This window comes from Rhizobium sp. BT03, assembly GCF_030053155.1.
Classification (GTDB): Bacteria; Pseudomonadota; Alphaproteobacteria; order Rhizobiales; family Rhizobiaceae; genus Rhizobium.
This window is the reverse complement of record NZ_CP125640.1, coordinates 3,275,556-3,295,679: the sequence shown is the minus strand read 5'-3', so window position 1 is coordinate 3,295,679 and position 20,124 is coordinate 3,275,556. Positions and strand designations below refer to the sequence as shown.

Genomic DNA, 20,124 nt, shown 5'->3' with positions numbered 1-20,124 from the left:
ATACAAATAGGGGCGAGGGAATTGTGCCGTGAGGCTCACCCCTCTCCCTGCCGAAACTCAGGCCTTCAGCGCCGCAGCCTCCGCCGCCAGCCGGGTGATCCCTGCCCAGTCGCCGGCTGCGACCAGTTCCTTCGGCGCCACCCAGGAGCCGCCGACGCAGATGACGTTCGGCAGCGACAGATAATCATTGGCGTTTTTCAGCGAAATGCCGCCGGTCGGGCAGAACAGCGTGCCGGCAAGCGGCGAGGAGAGCGCCTTGAGAAGAGCCGCGCCACCGGCCTGCTCCGCCGGGAAAAACTTCAGCACCTGGTAGCCTTCCTCGCGCAAAGCCATGACTTCGCTGGCGGTCGCAGCGCCGGGAAGCAGCGGCACATCGGAATCGGCGGCGGCATCGAGCAGTTCCTGCGTGGTGCCCGGGCTGACGATAAACTTCGAACCGGCTTCGACGGCGGCTTCCCAATGGGCGGCATTCAGGATCGTGCCGGCGCCGACTTCGGCGCCCTCGACCTCGGCGGCGACGGCGCGCACGGCATCGAGCGCCGCCGGCGTGCGCATGGTGATCTCGATCGCCTTCAGGCCGCCCGCCACAAGCGCACGGGCGAGCAGCACGGCCGACTTGGCATCATCGACGATCAGAACCGGAACGACCGGCTGGAGTTTCAGGATGGAAAGGAGCTTCTCTGTTTTCTCGCCCATGGTCGCGCGACCTCCTTGAAACGATTGTTTGAAACGATTGAATTGGTCCCGAATAACGCCCCGGCGGAACCTTGTCGAGGCAAAACCAATTCACATGACAAGATGGGTAGGAAATCCGTGGAAATTGGGCTACCGTGCCTCGATCGTCACAAAAGGTTCACCGATATGGCGAAAGAGATCGAGCGGAAGTTTCTCGTACGCAGCGATGGATGGCGTTCTGCCGTCGAGACGAAGTCTGTCCTGAGACAGGGCTACATCGCCTCGATGGACGATCGTTCCGTCCGGGTGCGCATCCTCGACGGCAGGAAAGCGAGACTGACGATCAAGATCGGCCGCAGCGCCATCACCCGCGACGAATTCGAATACGACATCCCTGTCGCCGATGCCGAGGAACTGTTGCAGAACGCGATCGGCATCGTCATCGAGAAGACGCGCTACCGTGTTCCGCATGAAGGTTTCGTCTGGGAGGTCGACGTCTTCGCCGGCGAGCATCGCGGGCTGGTGATTGCCGAAGTCGAGATGACGGCGGAAACCGACGATCCGGCCCTGCCCGCCTGGCTGGGCCGCGAAGTGACCGGCGATTTCCGCTACTCCAACCAAGCCCTTGCCACCGAATACGGGCACGACAGGCATGGCCTATCGCATTCGGCCTAAGGCCGATTTCACCAGCGAGTTCCGCAGCGCCGCGAGAGAGCAGCTGGACGACGCCATTGCGCTGATCGAGGAGCAGCCGGACGGCGCGCATGAGGCGATCCATTCCTTCCGCAAGAATTTGAAACGATTGCGCTCACTCTACCGGCTCGTGGCTCGCGAGGCGCCGGATTTCCAGGATCGCGAAAATGCCAGGCTGCGCGATGTCGCACGTTCGCTTTCGGCGATCCGCGACGCCAATGCCCTGATCGGCACCGCGCAATATCTGCAGCAATCGGCCCGCGGCCCGGAGGAGAGCGAGGCGCTCGGACGTATCGTCGCCATTCTCGAAGGCCGCCGTGACTGGATGGCGGAAGCCGAAATCGGCCTGGAACAGCGGCTGGCGGAAACCTCGGATGTTCTGAAGGAGGCGATCGCCGCCCTGGATGCCGTCTCATTTAACGGCGGCCACCGCAAGAATGCCCGCAAGCTGGCGAAGAGCTGGCGACGCACCGCACGAAAGGCCAAGGCGGCGCTTGCGGCCTGCCACGGCGAAGCATCGGCCGACGACTTCCACAATCTGCGCAAACGCACCTACGACTACCGGCTCTATCATAGCCTCTTGCGCGATGTCTGGCCGGGCGCGATGAAGGCCAAACGCGATGCGGCCAAGGAACTCGTCGAGGATCTCGGCCACATTCACGATCTTGCCGTGCTCTGCGAGCTGGTCGAGGCCGAGCCGCAGCTCTTCACCCGCAATGACGACCTTGCCCATCTGCTCGACGCCATCATCTTCCGCCAGCAGGAAGACCGGCGCCAAGCGCTTGTCAAAGCCGAAACCGTCTTTGCCGATGATCCCGACGAGGAAGCGCAGCGCATCGAGCTTCTCTGGCTGACGGCCGGCAGTTGAGAGGCGGCGTTATAATTTCAATTGCGCCAGCACCTCTGAAATATCGCAAGAAAACCTATTGACCTCAACCAACCTTGAGGTCCTAGCCTCCGGCGGTCGAAAAGCAGAGACCTGACCCGCGAGGAAGAAATGACCGCCGAAAATACCGCGACGCCAAAGCTGCTCGGGCTCTACGAGACCCATCTGACCGTTGCCGATCTCCAGACCTCCACGGACTTCTACCGCGATGTCGTCGGGCTCGAACCGGCGGCCTTGTTCGAGGAGCGCAAAGTCGCTTTCCTCTGGGTGGATGACAGGAAGACCGGCATGCTCGGCCTTTGGGAAACCGGAACCGGGCCCCTGAAGATGCGGCTGCACATCGCCTTCCGCATGACCGCCGACGGCATGCTGCAGGCGCCCGCCCTCCTCAAGGCAAAAGGGGTCGAGCCTCTCGGCTTTACGGGTGAACCGGCAACGGAGCCGGTGGTTCTCGGCTGGATGCCGGCGTTGTCTATCTATTTTAAGGATCCCGACGGACACTCGATCGAGTTCATCAGCATCCTCGACGACACTCCCGACCGAAGCTTTGGCGTGCGGCCGTTTTCCGAATGGCAGCCGAAAGCGTAATCGCTCAAGCCAAGGCCGCCACCGGCGAAGGCAATTGCGCGAGCCGCCGATTTTCTGTATTTCCGCCCCATGACCGACAGCCTGACACATACCAGCCCGTTCCTCGTGGCCGCACTCTACCATTTCGTTTCCGTGCCGCGCTTTGCCAGCCTCCAGGCGCCGCTGCAGGCGCTTTGCGAGGAGAACGGCGTCAAGGGAACGCTGCTTCTGGCGCATGAGGGCATCAACGGCACGATCGCCGGCCCGGATGCCGGCATTGGCGCCGTGCTCTCCTTCCTGCGCGCCCAGCCGGAATTTTCTGGGCTGGAGCATAAGGAAAGCCGCGCCTCGAAAATGCCCTTCCTGCGCATGAAGGTGAAGCTGAAAAAGGAAATCGTCACCATGGGCGTCGAGGATATCGACCCCAACAAGGTGGTCGGCACCTATGTCGCGCCTCAGGACTGGAACGCGCTGATTTCCGATCCCGATACGATCGTCATCGACACCCGCAACGATTACGAGACGGCAATCGGCACCTTTCGCGGCGCGCTCGACCCGAAGACGAAGACCTTCCGCGAATTTCCCGATTGGGTGCGCCAGAATTCCGGCCTGCACAACAAGCCGAAAATCGCCATGTACTGCACCGGCGGCATACGCTGCGAGAAGGCCACCGCCTTCATGAAGGCCGAGGGCTTCGACGAGGTCTACCATCTGAAGGGCGGCATCCTGAAATATCTGGAGGAAGTGCCGCAGGAGGAAAGCCTCTGGGACGGCGCCTGCTTCGTTTTCGACGAACGCGTCTCCGTCGAGCACGGACTGAAGGAAGGCGAACACAGGCTGTGCCATGCCTGCCGCAACCCGATCACTGCAGAGGAAATCACCTCGCCGCTCTACGAGGAAGGCGTTTCCTGCAGCCATTGCTATCATACGCGCACGGAAGAGGATCGGCTGCGCTACCGTCAGCGGCAGCACCAGATCGCCCTCGCCCGGAAGCGCGGCCAGCGCCATATCGGCAGCTGAGCGAGGATCCTTTCCGGATCAGCCGCATTTTACGGGAACCTGTCCGCCCGTCAGGCTGCGCCGAGACGGCGGCCTGACGGCTCGGCGGCATGCCGCTCATGAAGCATCTCGGTTATCCGATCGGCCGTCATCGGTTTTCCGAACAAATAACCCTGCAGGCAATCGCAGCCGAAGAGGCGCATGGCGATTGCCTGCTCCTCGGTCTCGATGCCCTCGGCCGTCACCGGAATGTCGAGCGAGCGGGCGAGCGCCACCGTCGCCTGTAGCATCTCGCGCTGGCGCCTATCCTCGTTGACCCCCATGACCAGCGAGCGGTCGATCTTGATCCGGTCGAAGCCGAACTGCCTGAGATATCCGATCGAGGAGAAGCCGGAGCCGAAATCGTCGAGCGCCACCTTGACCCCCAGCGCCTTCAGCCGTTCGATCGACTGGCGGGTGCGCTGCGGGTTCTGGATCATGTAACCTTCGGTGATCTCGAGCGTGATACGGCCGGCCTCGATTTCCGTCTGCTTCAGCACATAGCGCACATAATCGGCGAAGGCGGGATTGCGGAACTGACCCGGCGAGACGTTGACCGAGACATTGAGTTCCGGCCATTGCTTGGCTGTCTCGCAAGCCTTGCGCAGCACGAACAGGCCGAGCGATTCGATCAGGCCGCTGGTCTCGGCGATCGGGATGAAAACCTCGGGTGAGACGGGCCCGTGACCCGGACGGTTCCAGCGGACCAGTGCCTCGACGCCGGTCGGCGCATAGGAGGCCGCATCGATCAGCGGCTGGTAGGCGAGCGTCAGGTCGCCGCTTTCGATGGCCATCCTCAGATCGAGTTCCAGCGCATTGCGCTGCTCCCGATCGGCATCCATCGACGGATCGTAGAGCGTCATGCGCGCGCGGCCGGCTTCCTTCGCCTTGTACATGGCAAGATCGGAGCGGCGCACCAGTTCCTCGCGCTCGATCGTCCCGGCAGGCGACATGGCGATGCCGATGCTGGCTCCGACGACGACGACACGACGGCCGATCTCCAGCGGCTCGACGAGAAAATCGAGGATCTGCTCGGAAAGTTGCAGGGCCGCGGCATTCTCGCCATCCGAGAGAAAGGCGATCGCAAATTCATCGCCGCCGATGCGGGCGAGAACCGCGCCCTGCGGAATTAGCACGTCCAGCCCGGCCGCGACCGCGCGGATCAACTGGTCGCCGGTGCCGTGGCCATAGCTGTCATTGACCTCCTTGAAACCGTCGAGGTCGAGATAGAGGAGCAGCACGTTGCGCTTGGTCTGGCGCGCCTCGACGACGAAGCGGTCGACGGCAAGACCGAGACCGTCGCGATTGGAAAGGCCGCTCAGCCGGTCGCGCAGCGCCTCTTCGCGAGCGTTGTTTTCTTCGGCCTTCAACCGGCGGCCGGCAAGCCAGCCGATGACCAGCAGCACCACGAAGAACAGTCCGACCAGGCCGAGCGCCTGAATGACCATCGGCCGCACCTGTGCATAGCCGACATCACCGGGTGACCGCGAGGTCCAGACCAGCTTTTTGAGCGTTGCCCCGGCCGGATCGACGATCGGCACGGAATAATTGGCCTCGAAATTCGCCGGCGCCAGCCTCAGCCCGCCGATGACATAGGTCTGGCCGAGCGCGGCCACCCTGTCGTTATCGAGATGGCGGGCAAAAACGAGATAGCGGTGCTTCCCGGCAGGCGCATCCAGCGCACCGGATTTCTTTCGCACCAGCGCCACGCCGACAGCGGCAATACCCCGTTTGGTGGTGACGAAGCCGACCGCCTGCGGAGTTCCGGTCGGCCCGGCTGCCTTCACCGTCTCGAACAAGGTCCAGAGCGACGGTGTGAAGAAATCCGCAAACGGCTCCTCCATCGGCTTGCCGTCGCGATAGGCCATGATCGGCATCTTCCCGTCATCGATGACGATCGCCATGTCGAAAAGCGCGCTGTTGACCGACATCTCGCCGTAATTGCTCACCGTCCAGGCCATGCCGTCGGGCGCATAGACGTTGGCGGCGGCGTCGTCCCAGGCGGCGTAATCGTCGAGCGTCGCGCCGAGTTGGTCCTCGAAAGTCTTCAACGCCCCGATCGTCGTTTCGCGCGAGCGCTCGTCATCGAGGAGATTGGAATTTTCGGCCACGCGTTCGAGCGCTGTCAGCACCATGATGGTGGCGATCGCGACGATGACGGCAAAGGAAAACAGCACGCCCGTCACGGCGATGTGGCGGCCTATACCCAATCCCTTGCTCTGCAACTTTCCGGCTGTCTGCATTACGACTCCCTGACCGTCCGACTTTGCCAGTCAAGGGTTCAAAAACGTTTAAGCAACCACCTGTTGAAGATTTGCGAGGACCTATTTCTTTGCGAAAAATTCAGGGAAGCAACGTCAGCCGCCCCACCTAACCCGCCTTGTGATTGCCCTTCGGGAATTGTGCTGCAAGTTCGCGATACCACTTGCCGCTCTTCTTCACCGTGCGCAGCTGGGTTTGATAGTCGACATGGATGAGACCGAAGCGCATGCGATAGCCTTCCGCCCATTCGAAATTGTCCATCAGGCTCCAGGCGAAATAGCCGCGCATGGGATAGCCGTCCTTGAAGAGGCCGGCCACGACATCGAGATGGTCGCCGAGATAGTCGAGACGCATCGTGTCGTCGACCTCGCCGTTGACGGCACCGGTGTTGTCGCAGGCGCCGTTCTCGGTGATGTAGCATTCCGGCAGTTCGTAGCGGCGGTAAAGGTCCTCGACCAGGAGCTTCAATCCCGGCGCATAGATTTCCCAGCCGATATCGGTTTTGATGTCGCTGGCGGGCGGCGCTTTCACCGTCCAGGGGAAATCGCCCTTGCGTTCGGCATCGTCGGTCACTCGCTCGGGCGTGTAGTAATTCAGGCCCCACCAGTCGAGTTTCTGGCTGATGAGCTTCATGTCGCCGTCTTCGATGGCGGGCATGCGGTCGCCGAGCGCCTCGACGAATTCCTTCGGATATTCGCCTTTGAAGACGGGATCGAAGAAGGCGCCGTTGTGGAACTGATGTGCGCGTTCGGCGGCGGCGAGATCGGCCGGGCTGTCGGAGCCGGGAATGACCGAGGCGGCGTTGAGCACGAGCCCGACAGGCACGTTGGGGGCTTCCGAGCGGATCGCCTCGACGCCGAGACCGTGGGCAAGATTCATATAATGCATGGCATGAAGGGCCGCCTGCACATTGCGCTCGCCCGGGGCATGGATGCCGTAGAGATGGCTGAGCCAGACGATGCACCACGGCTCGTTGAAGGTTGCGACAGCGTCGAGACGATCGCCGAGACGGTTCATCACCGTCTTGGCATAACGCTGAAAGGCGTAAGCCGTCGAGCGCGCCGTCCAGCCGCCGTCGCCGGCAAGCAGCAGCGGCAGATCCCAATGATAGAGCGTCGCAAAGGTCTTGATCCCGCGCACCTTGCAGCCGTCGACCAGCCGGTCGTAGAAATCGAGGCCGGCCTCGTTCACCGGACCGGTGCCGTCGGGGATGATGCGCGGCCAGGCGATGGAGAAGCGGTAGGCTTCGACACCCATCTCCTTGATGAGATCGAGATCCTGCTCCAGCCGGTTATAGTGATCGCAGGCGACGTCGCCATTGTCGCGATTGTAGACGCGGCCGGGCATATTGCAGAAGGCATCCCAGATGGACGGCTTGCGCCCGTCGGCCTTGGCCGCGCCTTCGATCTGGAAGGCGGCGGTGGCGACGCCGAAGGTGAAATCGCCGGGAAGGCGGCCTGCAAGCGTCTTCGCATCGATCATCTGTAAATCCCGTCTCAGCGTGTGAATGGAGCGTTTGCGCTCGGATTTAGCCAAGCCGGAAAGCAAAGTACAGGCCCGGACGGAGAAAAACTGTAACGTTACAGTCGGAACGCAGATCGGCAAGGACTGCAGCGCTGCCTCACCCCGGCCCGTCGCGCTTTTCGCTCTGACTGCCCTCATAACACGAATGTCAGCACTCGTGACTTGCCGTCGCGCCTGTGATCGCGGACACAGCCAGGATATCGCAAACATGAAAGGAATCCGATGCTGTCTTCGATCCACCTGCTGCAGCCGCATCTGTTGAGCCTGCTGCGCATCGTCTCGTCACTTGTGCTGTTCAGTTACGGAACACAGAAGATCCTGCATTTCCCGGCCGCCGCCAGCGTGCCGCCCATGGGCTCGCTCTCCTGGATCGCCGGGCTTATCGAACTCACCCTCGGTTTCCTGGTTCTGGTCGGGTTCCAGACCCGGATCGCAGCCTTCGTGCTCTCCGGCCTGATGGCTTTCGCCTACTTCATCGGGCATGCCTCGAAGGGCATCTACCCCGCGCAGAATGGCGGCGTCGCGGCGATCCTGTTCTGCTTCGTGTTTCTGTATCTGGTGGCGGCGGGTGCAGGACCGCTCAGCGTCGATAATCTGCTGAAGCGCGGCCGCACTGCTGCTGCTTGATCAGCATACGTGAAAACGCCGAGGCGACTTTGAGCCGCCTCGGCGTTTTTCATTGGGCGACGCGGATCGGTAGTTTCAGACCTTGACCCAGGCGCCGTTCTTCTTCGAGGACGCGACGCAAGCCTCGACGAAGGCCACACCCTTCACGCCGTCATCGACGGTGGGGTAGACCACCGCCTTGTCGACGGCCTTGCCCTTCTTTCGGGCATTGATCGCATGCGCGGCTTCCGTGTAGATCGTCGCAAAGGCCTCGAGATATCCCTCCGGATGCCCTGACGGCACGCGGGTGACACGGCCGGCAGCCGCGCCCGAACCGGCGCCGCCCCGGGTGATCAGTCGCTTCGGCTCGCCGAACGGCGTGTACCATAGATAATTCGGATCCTTCTGGGTCCATTCCAGCCCGCCCTTGCTGCCGTAGACGCGCACCATCAGGCCGTTTTCATGGCCGGGCGCCACTTGGCTGCACCAGAGCATGCCCTTAGCCGGCTTCTCCGAGCCCTTCGCCTTGAAACGCAGCATGACATGGGCATTGTCATCCAGCCGCCGGCCGGGAACGAAACTGTCGAGATCGGCAGCCAGGCTGTCGAGTTCCAGGCCCGATATGAAGGCGGCGAGATTATAGGCATGGGTGCCGATATCGCCCGTGGAGCCGCCGACGCCGGATTGCGCCGGATCGGTGCGCCAGGCGGCCTGCTTCTGGCCGGTCTGCTCGACCGCCTCGGTCAGCCAATCCTGCGGATATTCGGCCTGGACGACTCTTATATCGCCGAGTTCGCCGTTGGCGATCATCTCGCGCGCCTGGCGGACCATCGGATAACCGGTGTAATTATGCGTCAGCACGAAGAGCGCGCCGCTGTCGTCGGCAATTTTCTTCAGCTTTTTCGCATCGGCAAGGTTGGATGTCAGCGGCTTGTCGCAGATGACATGGATGCCGCGCTTCAGGAATTCCTTGGCCGCGTCGTAATGCACATGGTTCGGCGTGACGATCGCCACCGCCTCGATGCCGTTCTTCAGCTTCGCCTCGCGGATCGCCATTTCGCGGTAGCTGGAATAGGTCCGCGATGGATCGAGGCCGAGGTCGCGGCCGGACTGAACCGCCTTCTCGGGCGTCGACGACAGCGCGCCGGCGATGAGATCGTACTGATCGTCGATACGCGCCGCGATCCGGTGCACCGCGCCGATGAACGCGCCGGCGCCGCCGCCCACCATGCCGAGCCGGATGCGCGGCTCGCGGGTCTGTTCGGATGATGCTTCGATTGCCATTGATTCCTCCTGAAATTTAGCCTGGTGCGGATGCGCGCCCCTCATCCGGCTGCCGCCATCTTCTCCCCGCAAGCGGGGTGAAGGGGATATGCCGCAGCGTCTTTTCCGCTCTCAACGTTTGGTCGGGCAAGCCCCCTCTCCCGTTTACGGGGAGAGGGTTAGGGTGAGGGGCACCCACCAGATGCCCTGTTTAGGAAAGCCCCAGCATCCGCCGGTTCGCCGCCTGGTCCGTGCCGCTGCCGGCAAAATCGTCGAAGGCCTTTTCCGTGACGCGGATGATGTGGGCGGCGACGAACTCGGCCCCTTCGCGGGCGCCGTCCTCAGGATGCTTCAGTGCGCATTCCCATTCGACCACGGCCCAGCCGTCGAAATTATTGGCGGTCATCTTCGAGAACACCGCACCGAAATCGACCTGGCCGTCGCCGAGCGAGCGGAAGCGGCCGGCGCGTTCCACCCAGCCCTGATAGCCGCCATAGACGCCCTGACGCCCGGTCGGATTGAACTCCGCATCCTTGACGTGGAACATCTTGATGCGGTCCTTGTAGATGTCGATATTGTCGAGATAATCGAGGCACTGCAGGACATAGTGCGAGGGATCGTAGAGCATGTTGGCGCGCGGGTGGTTCTTCACGCGCTCCAGGAACATCTCGAAAGTGATGCCGTCATGCAGGTCTTCACCCGGATGGATCTCGTAGCAGACGTCGATGCCGTTCTCATCGGCATGGTTGAGGATCGGCGTCCAGCGGCGGGCGAGTTCGTCGAAGGCTGTTTCGACCAGGCCGGCGGGACGCTGCGGCCAGGGATAGATGAAGGGCCAGGCGAGCGCGCCGGAGAAGGTCGCATGCGCCTTGAGGCCGAGGTTTTTCGATGCCGTCAGCGCCATCTTGACCTGCTCGACCGCCCATTCCTGGCGCGCCTTCGGATTGCCGCGCACTTCGGAGGCTGCGAACCCGTCGAAGGCTTCGTCATAGGCCGGGTGAACGGCGACGAGCTGGCCCTGCAGATGGGTGGAGAGTTCCGTGATCTCGATGCCGTTTTCGCGGGCCTTGCCGGCGAATTCGTCGCAATAATCCTTGGAGGTCGCAGCCTTCTTCAAATCGATCAGCTGGCTCGCCCAGGTCGGCACCTGGACGCCCTTGTAACCGATGTCGGCCGCCCATTTGGTGATCGCATCCCAGGAATTGAAAGGCGCGGCATCGCCCGCGAACTGGCCAAGGAAAAGGCCGGGGCCCTTGATCGTCTTCATGTCAGATTCCTCCCTGAAATATCGACCGTAAACGTTTCTGAAGTGTTGTAGCACGCAATTTGGCGGGCGCAAGGTGCCTCTTCGCCCTCGCTCTCGGATCTGGCGCAAGCCCGGATGCGATATGGCTGCGAGCTAATCATGATGGGCTTTGGCGGGCAAGAGGTACGTGCAGCATTTTCAGGCTGCATGCCTATGGAAAGACAGAAAGGCGCCCATTCTTTCGAATGGGCGCACATCTCCGATCGCGATCAGAACGGCGAATCGGGGAAGTAGAAGTTCTTGGCATTCTCCTTGGTGACGAGCGTCGCATCGAGGATGTAGTTGCCATGAACGGGGACCTGATCGTAGAGCGCGGCGGCCGTCAGCTCCATCGCCGTGCCGACCATTGCCGGCGGATAGAGAACGTCGACCGGGATCAGCTTGTCGCCATCCATGACCTTCTTGACCATGTCCTTGGAGCCGGCGCCGGCGATGACATACTGGATGTCGGTGCGCTTGGCCTGCTCGATGGCCTGCAGAACACCGACGGCCATGTCGTCATCCTGGCACCAGACGACGTCGATCTTCGGATACTTGGTCAGATAGTCCTGCATGACCTTAAAGGCGTCGTCGCGGTTCCAGTTGCCGTACTGGCGGTCGAGAATCTTGACCTTGGAGCCGGCGATACCCTTGTCGAAACCGTCCTGGCGCTGCTGGTCGATCGGGATCGGCAGGCCGCGGATGACGACGACTTCGGCGTCAGGCGTCTTTTCGGCAATATATTTGCCGGCGACTTCGCCGAGCGCCGGATTGTTGCCGGCAACATAAAGGTCGCGCACGGAGTTGTCGTTGTTCGACGGTGCACGGTCGACAAGCGCGACGAACTTGCCCTTGCCCTTGACTTCCTTGATGGCGTTGACCAGCGGATCGGGATCCGACGGCAGGATGACGAGCGCATCGATGCCCTGCGTGTCGAGATCCTGCACGGCGTTTGCCTGCGTGGCGGCATCCGGCGAGGTCTTGACGATGACGTTCAGGCCCGGATGTTCGGCCATCAACTTCTTGGCAATACGCTCGGCATGGAACACGACGCCAGAGGTCCAGCCGTGATCGGCGGCCGGAATGGACACACCGATCGTGTAGTTCTTGTCCTGGGCGTAGGCTGCGCCGGCAAAAGCCACCCCCGCAACGGCCAGACCCAACATGAGCTTGCGCATGCTTATTTCCTCCCAAAAATATCAGGGACTTGTCCAATCCGAGCCGGGTGCCCTGTGAAGCCCGGCCAATCCGAGAACCGTCTGCCTTATGGTTTGCGCACCAGCGAGCGCTGGACGAACATGGCGATGATGATGATCGCACCCTGGATGGCGCCGATCAGATACTCGCTGATGAAATTCGAAAGCAGCATGATGTTGCCGACGAGTTCGAGAATGAAGGCGCCGCAGATCGTGCCCCAGACCCTGCCGGCGCCGCCCTTCAGCGCCGTGCCGCCGACGACGACCGCCGTGATCGCCTGCAACTCCCACAGGATGCCCGTCGTCGCCGATGTCGAGCCGAGACGGGGAACATAGAGCAGCACGGCAATGGCGACGCACAGGCCCTGGATGACGAAGGCGATCGTCCTGACGCGGTTGACCGCGATGCCGGAATAGCGGGCGACATCGCTGTTCGACCCGACTGCGACGACATGGCGCCCGTATCGGGTGCGGTAGAGGATGAAGGCCGCAACCGCCGTCACCGCCAGGATCACCACGATCGGCACCGGCACGCCGGCGATCGTGCCGAAATAAGTCGGACGATAGAGCGTCTGGATATCGGCGGAGCGCAGCGTGATCGCGCCGCCCTGCGACAGCCATGTTGTCAGGCCGCGATAGATGCCCATCGTGCCGAGCGTCGCGATGAACGGCTCGATCTTGCCCACCGTGGTGATCAGGCCATTCGCCAGGCCGCAAAGCGAGCCGGCGACCATGGTGAAGACCACCGCGACCGTCAGCATCAGCGCCGGGTTTTCGATGGCGCCCGAATTCATCAGCAGGATCATCAGGCTGGCGACGAAGGCCACCATCGAGCCCACCGACAGGTCGAGGTCACCGGCCGAGATCACGAAGGTCGCGCCGACGGCGATGATGGCGATGAAGGCGCTGCGCGTCGCGACATTGGCAAGGTTGGTGATGCCGATGAAATTGGGATTGACCAGGGCTCCGACGATCAGAAGCAGCGCCAGGGCGACGAAAGGCGCGACCGCACGCAGGTCGACATCCCGCCAGGATCGGCGCCGGATTTCCCTGGTCTCCTCGTTGACACTCATTTCCAAAACCAACCTCCCATCCCATCTTTTCTGGGCATCTTATCTGTCCGCTTCGGCCCTCAGGCCGCCGCCTTCCTCTTCAGTCCGGCGGCGTAACGCATGATCTCCTGCTCGGAAATCTCATCCCCTTCGAGCACGCCGACGATATACCCTTCGCGCATCACCACCACCCGCGTGCAGAGGCCGATGACTTCAGGCATCTCCGATGAGACGATGATGATCGAGCGGCCGTCCCGGGCGAGCGCCGAGATGAAATGATAGATCTGCTGCTTGGTGCCGACATCGATGCCGCGCGTCGGCTCATCGATGATGATGATGTCGGGCTCGGTCTCCATCACCTTGGCAAGCAGCAGCTTCTGCTGGTTTCCGCCCGACATCCGGCCGGCGACGATGTTGCCGTCGCGAACCCTGATGTCGAAACGGCGCTTGGCCTTTGCCATCGCGGCCGCTTCGCTGCCGGGGCTGAGATATCCTCGGCGAGAATGCCGTCCGAGCGATTGCAGCGTCAGATTGGTGACCATGCCGGAGCGCAGCAGCAGGCCCTTCGACTTGCGGTCCTTGGTCATATAGGCCAGGCCGCAGCGATTGGCGGCATGCACGTCGCCGGAGGGAACAGCCGCCCCCTTGATGACCACCTCACCCTCGAGACGGCTCCGCAACCCGGCGATCGCTTCCATCAACTCGGTGCGGCCGGAACCGATCATGCCGGAGAAACCGATGATTTCGCCCTTGCGCACCTCGAAGCTCGCATCCCTGACATAGCCCGTCGACACCGAGGCAACGCTCAGGACGATCTCCTCGTCGACATCGGGCTCGACCTTAGCAGGATAGAGACTGGAAAGCTCGCGGCCGACCATCAGCTGCGCGATCGATTCTCCGTCCAGAATGGATGTCGGCGACGTCTTGATCCATTGGCCGTCGCGCAGCACCGTGACGCGATCGGTCAATTCCATCACTTCGTCGAGCTTATGCGAAACAAAGACGAAGCTGGTGCCCTGATCGCGCAGCTTGCGAACCTGCCTGAAGAGCATATTGGTCTCTTCCCGCGACAAGACGGCGGTCGGCTCGTCCATGAACACGACCCGCGCATCGCGGCTGATTGCCTTGGCGATCTCGACCATCTGCTTGTCGGCGATGGAAAGCGTGCTGATAAGCGCATTCTCATCGACATGCGAACCGAGCACATCGAGAATCTTGCGGGTCTCCGAGCGCATATATTTGCGGTCGAGCACGCCGAAGCGGGTGACTTCGCGCCCGAGGAAGAGGCTCTCCGTCACGGTCAGATGTTCGGCGAGATTGAATTCCTGGTGAATGATGACGATGCCGAGCGCCTCGGCAGCGCCATTGGGCGGCAGGACGACAGGCTTGCCGTCAAGCAGGATCTCGCCGGAACTCGGCTGTTCGAAACCGGACAATACCTTGACGAGCGTGGATTTGCCGGCGCCGTTTTCACCCATCAATGCATGGATTTCGCCGGCGCGGAGATCGAAATTGACGCTGAAAAGCACCTGCACGCCGCTGAAGGATTTGCATATACGCCTGGCGGACAGCACCACGGGTGCGGTGTCGGCGATCTCCACAGTCATTATGCCCTCCCCCAAGAGCGCCTTGCATCCGGCAGAACCTGCCGGAGCCGCTCCATCACCTTGAACTAGCGCACATTCCCATTCTGAAAACCGCTTGCTGTTTTCGGATGCTATGCGCTGCGGCTCCCGTCCGCTTTGGAGTTTATGTAAACCTTTACATCAGGCATGTAAAGGTTTACATGGTGGATTTACGCAGATCCGTTGAAGCCTGCCTTTGACCTGTCGACAAGTCTGTGTAGTGTCGCGGCGAAGACAGCCCAAGGCAGAGCTCAGTGTCGAATTCCACGCCCGCAACAATCGAAGACGTCGCCCGGATCGCCGAGGTCTCCATCGCGACGGTGTCCCGGGCGATCCACATGCCGGAGAAGGTCGCCAACTCCACCCGACTCAAGGTCAACCAGGCGATCGCCGTCACCGGCTACACCACCAATGCGATGGCCCGCAGCCTGAGGCTCGGCCGTTCCAATATGATCCTGGTGGTGGCGCCCGACATCGGCGACCCCAACTTCTCCAACATTCTCGTCGGGCTGGAAAACGAGGCGCGCGCGCATGGCTACGGCATCCTGATCGGCCATACGCAGAACGACGCCCAGCGCGGGCTCGAATACCTGAAATTCCTGAATTCCAACCAGGCTGCCGGGCTGATCCTGTTCACCGGCATCCTGCCCTTCGGGCATCAGACGATGACGGCGCGGCTGCCGCCGAGTGTCGGCGTTTTCGAGCCCGTCTTCAATGGCGGCATTCCCTATGTCGGCGTCGACGATACCGAGGGGGCGCGAAAGGCGGTTGACCTGCTGCTGGCCGAAGGCCATCGCAAGATCGCCTTCATCGGCGATTCGCGCACCCGGCTTGCCTATTCCAGGCGCCGCATGGGTTACGATGCCGGTCTCGACGCCGCCGGCGTCCCACCCGACATGAGGATCGTGCTCGAAGGCGACGGCACGATCGAAAGCGGCCGGCATGCTGTGGAGCAACTCTTCATGCGCGACACGCTTCCCACAGCCTTCATGTGCGTCAACGATCAGACGGCGATCGGCGTCATGGTCGGCCTCGGCGCGCGAGGTTATGACATCCCAAGGGATTTTTCGGTGACCGGTTTCGACGACGTGCCGCAGGCCGTCTTCATATCCCCGCCGCTGACGACGATCCGCCAGCCGCGAACGGCGATCGGCAAACAGGCGATGGCGCTGCTGCTCGAGCTCCTATCCGATGGCCGGCCGACCGAAACGGAAATCCTGCTGAGGCCGGATCTGGTGGTCCGAAACTCCGTCTCCGCACCGTCGCGCAACTGGTTGAAACGCTGAACAGAGATAGAGCCGGCTACAAAAATTGCGCCGGCGACCGCTGGCCGCCGGCGCACTTGATCAGACGTAACGGTTGACGACGTTTTCGAGCAGCTCCTGCTTGCCGGATCTCGGCTGCGGGTTGACGTCCTTGGTCTCGACCCAGCTGGTGATCTCATCCAGCGAATATTCGCCGCGGAACAGCTTCTGTGCCTCGGCGGATTCCCAGCCGGCATAACGATCGGCGAGCGGCTGCGACAGAGCCTTGTCCTCGATCATCCTGGCAGCGGCCTTCAGGCCGCGGGCGCAGCAATCCATGCCGCCGATATGACCGATCAGCAGATCAGCCGGATCGAGCGACTGGCGGCGCAGCTTCGAGTCGAAGTTGGTGCCGCCGGTCTTGAAGCCGCCGCCTGCCAGAACGTGATAATAGGCGAGCGCCATTTCGGGAACGTTGTTCGGGAACTGGTCGGTATCCCAGCCGGACTGGTAGTCATTGCGGTTCATGTCGATCGAGCCGAAGATTCCAAGCGCATTGGCAAGCGCCAGCTCGTGCTCGAAGGAGTGACCGGCAAGGATCGCATGGCCCTGCTCGATATTGAGCTTCACCTCGTTTTCGAGGCCGTGCTTCTTGAGGAAACCGTAAACGGTCGCGACGTCGTAATCATACTGGTGCTTGGTCGGCTCCTGCGGCTTCGGCTCGATCAGGATCGTGCCCTTGTAGCCGATCTTGTGCTTGTATTCGACGACGAGGTTGAGGAAGCGCCCGAGTTGGTCAAGCTCGCGGCCGATATCGGTGTTGAGCAGGGTTTCATAGCCTTCGCGCCCGCCCCAAAGCACGTAATTCTCGCCGCCGAGCTTCTGCGTGGCGTCGATGCAGGTCTTGACCGTCGCAGCCGCGAAAGCAAAGACATCCGGATCCGGATTGGTGGCTGCACCCGACATATAGCGGCGGTGCGAAAAAAGGTTCGCCGTGCCCCAGAGCAGCTTGGTGCCGGTAGCGGCCTGCTTTTCGGCGAAATAGTCGACGATCTCGTTGAGGTTTTTGGTGTTCTCGGCAAAGTCTTTGCCTTCCGGACGCACGTCGGCGTCGTGGAAGCAGTAATAGGGCGCGCCGAGCAGCGAGAAGAATTCGAAGGCGACGTCGGCCTTGAGCTTGGCGGCCTTCATCGTGTCTTCGAACCAGGGGCGCAGGAAAGTCTGGCCGCCGAAGGGATCGCCGCCCGGCCAGGTGAAGGTGTGCCAATAGGCCACCGCAAAGCGCAGATGGTCCTCCATGCGCTTGCCCATGACGATTTCATCAGGCTGGTAGTAGCGGAAGGCCAGCGGATTGGTGCTGTCGGGGCCTTCGTATTTTACTTTTTGGATATCGCCGAAAAATCCGGTGCTCATGTTGGGTCTCCTTGGGTCCGTAATTCAGTCTTGTCGTTTGTGCCATCCGGCCCCTCATCCGACCCTTCGGGCCACCTTCTCCCCCAGGGGAGAAGGGGAATGAGGCGCCGCTGCGAGTCTCTTCTCCCCAGCGGGGAGAAGGTGCCGGCAGGCGGATGAGGGGGCCGCTGGCTCCAGTTCTCAATGCGCCAGCGACTTGATCGCCGGATAGAGTGCGCGGTAACGCGTGTAGGCATCCTCGTAAGCGCCGCTCAGCGCCGACACCGGCTCGATCGTACCTGAGGTCACCGGCGGCGTGCAGACGGCAATCGGATCGGCATCCGTCGCGGCGATCAGGCCAAGGCGGGCGGCACCGAAGGCCGCGCCGAAATCGCCGTCGGCCGGCAGGTCGACCGGAACACCGAGCGCGGTCGCGATCGACGCCAGCCAGTAATGCGAGCGTGAACCGCCGCCGATCGCGGTGACGCGGGAGATGCCGGTGCCGGCCGAGCGCAGCGCTTCGAGATTGTCGCGGATGGCGAAAGCGACACCTTCGAGCACCGCCTGGGTGAGAACGACGCGGCTGCTTTCATGTTCGAGGCCGATGAAAGCGCCGCGAATGACGGCATCATTGTGCGGCGTGCGCTCGCCGGAGAGATAGGGAAGGAAGGTGACGCCGGTCGGCGCCTTCAGCGTCTCGCCAAGCTCGCCGGTGAGATCGGCGGCCGACTTGCCGGTGACGCCGGAATGCCAGTTGAGCGCATCGGTGGCCGACAGGATGACGCCCATCTGGTGCCAGGTGTTCGGCAGCGCGTGGCAGAAAGCATGCACGGCGCTTTCCGGCTTCGGCAGATAGGAGCCGTTGGCGGCAAAGAGCACGCCCGACGTGCCGAGCGAGACGAAGGCGGCGCCATCGCTGACGGTCCCCATGCCGCAGGCCGATGCGGCATTGTCGCCGGCGCCGCCCGCAACGACGACATTGCCCGATATGCCCCATTGCGCCGCCAGTTCGGGCCGCAGCGTACCGGCCTGCTCGGTGCCTTCGACAAGCGCCGGCATCTGCTCCTCGGAAAGATGGGTGGCAGCGAGCAGATCGGCCGACCAGGCGCGTTTGCCGGTGTCGAGCCAGGAGGTGCCGGCCGAATCCGACATTTCGGAGATATAATCGCCAGTCAGCCAAAGACGCAGATAGTCCTTCGGCAGGAGCACCTTGGCGATCCTGGAGAAAATGTCGGGCTCATGCTTCTCGACCCAGGCGAGCTTCGGCGCCGTAAAGCCGGGGAAGACGATATTGCCGGTGAGCGCGCGGAAGCGCGGATCCGCATCGAGGGCCGCGGCTTCGACATGGCTACGCGTGTCGTTCCAGAGGATGCAGGGGCGCAGGACCTTGTCGCTAGCATCGATCAGCGTCGCGCCGTGCATCTGGCCGGAAAGGCCGATGCCCTTGACCGCGGTAAGCTCTTTCGGGTGCTTCGCCTTCAGGCCCGCGACGGCCTCTTGCGTCGCACGCACCCAGTGGGACGGCTCCTGCTCCGACCAGCCGGAGTGGGGCCGGGAAACGTCGAGCGAACCATTGGCCGAGCCGACGATCGTCTGATCGCCGTCGATCAGCATCGCCTTGACGCCGGAGGTTCCGAGATCGAGACCGAGATACATGGGGTCTTCTCCTTTGCCGTTACGGCAGATTGTCTTTCACGAATATGTCGAGGCGGATGCGCTCCTGCGCGTCGATGACGGCAAGCCCGTCCGCCTTGGCTTTCAATATGCGGATGGCGCTGCGCACCTCATGGCCGGCGTCCTGATTGAGGATCGCATCGATCGTGTTGTCGATGAGCGCTGCGCGCGTGTGGACGGTCAGCTCGTGGGCAATCACGGTCAGCGTCCGGTCGACGGCCTTCTCCTTCAGCGCCCGGATGAGGCCGCGATTGCCGGCGCCGAGGCTGTAGACGCCGACGATGCCGGCATTCCCGAGCGCATCGGCAACGAGCCTGTGGGCGGCTTCGGGGTCGTCGCGGCCTTCGAGAACCGGCAGGACAGCAAGATCGGGAAATTCCGCGGCCATGACAGAGGCAAAGCCTTCCAGCCGCTCGCGATGGTCGCGCACCAGCATGGAGCCGGCGAGCACGGCGATCTCACCCTTTCGCGGCCCGAGAAAGCGGCCGAGCAGACGGGCCGCCGTGCGGCCGGCCGCAATATTGTCGACACCGGCATAATGATGGCGCAGCGACCCGGTGAGATCGGAAACCAGGGTGACGATGGGAAAGCGCTCGCGCACCAGCTTGTCGACGACGGCGCGCACCTCAGGCGCATCGGTCGCGACCATCGCGATGCCGCAAGGCTTTTCCCGGGAAAGCCCTTCGAGCACTGCGACGAGGGCGGCCGGATCGAAGGCCGGCACCTCGATGATGCGGATATCGGTGCGCTCGGCCGGCGAGCGCAGGACCGCCTGCCGGATCTCGGCATTCAGCCCATGCATGAAGGAATTGTCGCTGGCCGGCAGAATGAAGACCAGCGGATAGGTGCGCCCCTTGGCAAGATTGGCGGCAGCCACGTCCCTGATATAACCGAGCTCGCGGATTGCGGTCTCGACCTTCGCCCGCGTGACGTGGCGCACGCCCGGGCGCTGGTTGAGAACCCGGTCGACAGTCGCAAGACTGACCCCGGCAGCGGCGGCGATATCGTGAACTGTTGGCCTCATCATTCCTCCTGACGAGACCCTTAGCGCCAAATTTGATGTACGTAAATCAAAAAATAGACCGGGCCGATTGGCGCACTGTTTTTCCGGCCGGTCCACTTCGGACCAGCCGACCGAGGAT

Annotated in this window: 17 protein-coding genes; 6 read left to right on the top strand and 11 right to left on the bottom strand. The window is 62.4% G+C overall.

Translation table 11 applies throughout. The annotated features are described in order from the left end of the window. Positions 1–57 precede the first annotated feature (57 nt). The gene (locus QMO80_RS16140) at positions 58–696 is read right to left on the bottom strand and encodes a 2-dehydro-3-deoxy-phosphogluconate aldolase (protein ID WP_054184188.1); all 639 of its coding nucleotides are present in this window, start codon (positions 694–696) and stop codon (positions 58–60) included. A gap of 165 nt (positions 697–861) precedes the next feature. Here QMO80_RS16140 and QMO80_RS16135 point away from each other — a divergent pair, with 165 nt between their 5' ends. The 4 genes from QMO80_RS16135 (at position 862) to QMO80_RS16120 (ending at position 3,841) form a co-directional block, all read left to right on the top strand. Continuing rightward, complete coding sequence (locus QMO80_RS16135; RefSeq protein WP_283197454.1) at positions 862–1,350, top strand: CYTH domain-containing protein; 489 nt, start codon at positions 862–864, stop codon at positions 1,348–1,350. Continuing rightward, on the top strand, positions 1,328–2,236 hold the full coding sequence (locus tag QMO80_RS16130; RefSeq protein ID WP_283197453.1) for a CHAD domain-containing protein: 909 nt from the start codon (positions 1,328–1,330) through the stop codon (positions 2,234–2,236). Before QMO80_RS16135 ends, QMO80_RS16130 begins: the two co-directional genes overlap by 23 nt. 129 nt (positions 2,237–2,365) lie before the next feature. Beyond that, entirely contained in the window at positions 2,366–2,842 is a 477-nt protein-coding gene (locus QMO80_RS16125) for a VOC family protein (RefSeq protein ID WP_283197452.1), read from the top strand. Between the two features lie 69 nt (positions 2,843–2,911). Then, positions 2,912–3,841, top strand: a complete 930-nt coding sequence (locus QMO80_RS16120; RefSeq protein ID WP_283197451.1) for a rhodanese-related sulfurtransferase — start codon at positions 2,912–2,914, stop codon at positions 3,839–3,841. A 50-nt stretch (positions 3,842–3,891) separates the two neighbouring features. Here the strand turns inward: QMO80_RS16120 and QMO80_RS16115 are convergent, their stop codons facing one another. Both QMO80_RS16115 and QMO80_RS16110 read right to left on the bottom strand, forming a co-directional pair. Beyond that, positions 3,892–6,102 (bottom strand): EAL domain-containing protein, encoded by a 2,211-nt coding sequence (locus QMO80_RS16115; RefSeq protein ID WP_283197450.1) that lies wholly within the window; start codon positions 6,100–6,102, stop codon positions 3,892–3,894. A 127-nt stretch (positions 6,103–6,229) separates the two neighbouring features. Next, entirely contained in the window at positions 6,230–7,603 is a 1,374-nt protein-coding gene (locus QMO80_RS16110) for a GH1 family beta-glucosidase (RefSeq protein WP_283197449.1), read from the bottom strand. 264 nt (positions 7,604–7,867) lie between these two features. Here QMO80_RS16110 and QMO80_RS16105 point away from each other — a divergent pair, with 264 nt between their 5' ends. Beyond that, a complete protein-coding gene (locus QMO80_RS16105; RefSeq protein WP_049734773.1) occupies positions 7,868–8,272 on the top strand; it encodes a DoxX family protein in 405 nt (134 codons plus the stop codon). 75 nt (positions 8,273–8,347) lie between these two features. Here QMO80_RS16105 and QMO80_RS16100 read toward each other — a convergent pair whose 3' ends face one another. The 5 genes from QMO80_RS16100 to QMO80_RS16080 all read right to left on the bottom strand — a co-directional run bounded on the left by QMO80_RS16100 (position 8,348) and on the right by QMO80_RS16080 (position 14,654). Beyond that, positions 8,348–9,535 (bottom strand): Gfo/Idh/MocA family protein, encoded by a 1,188-nt coding sequence (locus tag QMO80_RS16100; protein ID WP_283197448.1) that lies wholly within the window; start codon positions 9,533–9,535, stop codon positions 8,348–8,350. Positions 9,536–9,725: 190 nt separating this feature from the next. After that, positions 9,726–10,781: a sugar phosphate isomerase/epimerase gene (locus QMO80_RS16095; protein ID WP_283197447.1), complete on the bottom strand. Its 1,056-nt coding sequence runs from the start codon at positions 10,779–10,781 to the stop codon at positions 9,726–9,728. Between the two features lie 248 nt (positions 10,782–11,029). Next, positions 11,030–11,977, bottom strand: a complete 948-nt coding sequence (locus QMO80_RS16090; RefSeq protein WP_283197446.1) for a substrate-binding domain-containing protein — start codon at positions 11,975–11,977, stop codon at positions 11,030–11,032. Between the two features lie 86 nt (positions 11,978–12,063). Continuing rightward, positions 12,064–13,068 (bottom strand): ABC transporter permease, encoded by a 1,005-nt coding sequence (locus QMO80_RS16085; protein ID WP_283197445.1) that lies wholly within the window; start codon positions 13,066–13,068, stop codon positions 12,064–12,066. A gap of 59 nt (positions 13,069–13,127) precedes the next feature. Next, positions 13,128–14,654, bottom strand: coding sequence for a sugar ABC transporter ATP-binding protein (locus QMO80_RS16080; RefSeq protein ID WP_283197444.1), 1,527 nt, complete (start codon positions 14,652–14,654; stop codon positions 13,128–13,130). Between the two features lie 272 nt (positions 14,655–14,926). Between QMO80_RS16080 and QMO80_RS16075 the strand changes: the two genes are divergently transcribed. Further along, the gene (locus tag QMO80_RS16075) at positions 14,927–15,958 is read left to right on the top strand and encodes a LacI family DNA-binding transcriptional regulator (RefSeq protein WP_049734779.1); all 1,032 of its coding nucleotides are present in this window, start codon (positions 14,927–14,929) and stop codon (positions 15,956–15,958) included. A 60-nt stretch (positions 15,959–16,018) separates the two neighbouring features. Here QMO80_RS16075 and xylA read toward each other — a convergent pair whose 3' ends face one another. The 3 genes from xylA to QMO80_RS16060 all read right to left on the bottom strand — a co-directional run bounded on the left by xylA (position 16,019) and on the right by QMO80_RS16060 (position 20,006). Beyond that, a complete protein-coding gene (gene xylA / locus QMO80_RS16070; RefSeq protein ID WP_283197443.1) occupies positions 16,019–17,329 on the bottom strand; it encodes a xylose isomerase in 1,311 nt (436 codons plus the stop codon). A gap of 180 nt (positions 17,330–17,509) precedes the next feature. After that, positions 17,510–18,964 (bottom strand): xylulokinase, encoded by a 1,455-nt coding sequence (gene xylB, locus QMO80_RS16065; RefSeq protein WP_283197442.1) that lies wholly within the window; start codon positions 18,962–18,964, stop codon positions 17,510–17,512. A gap of 19 nt (positions 18,965–18,983) precedes the next feature. After that, on the bottom strand, positions 18,984–20,006 hold the full coding sequence (locus QMO80_RS16060; RefSeq protein WP_283200202.1) for a LacI family DNA-binding transcriptional regulator: 1,023 nt from the start codon (positions 20,004–20,006) through the stop codon (positions 18,984–18,986). Between the last annotated feature and the right edge of the window lie 118 nt (positions 20,007–20,124).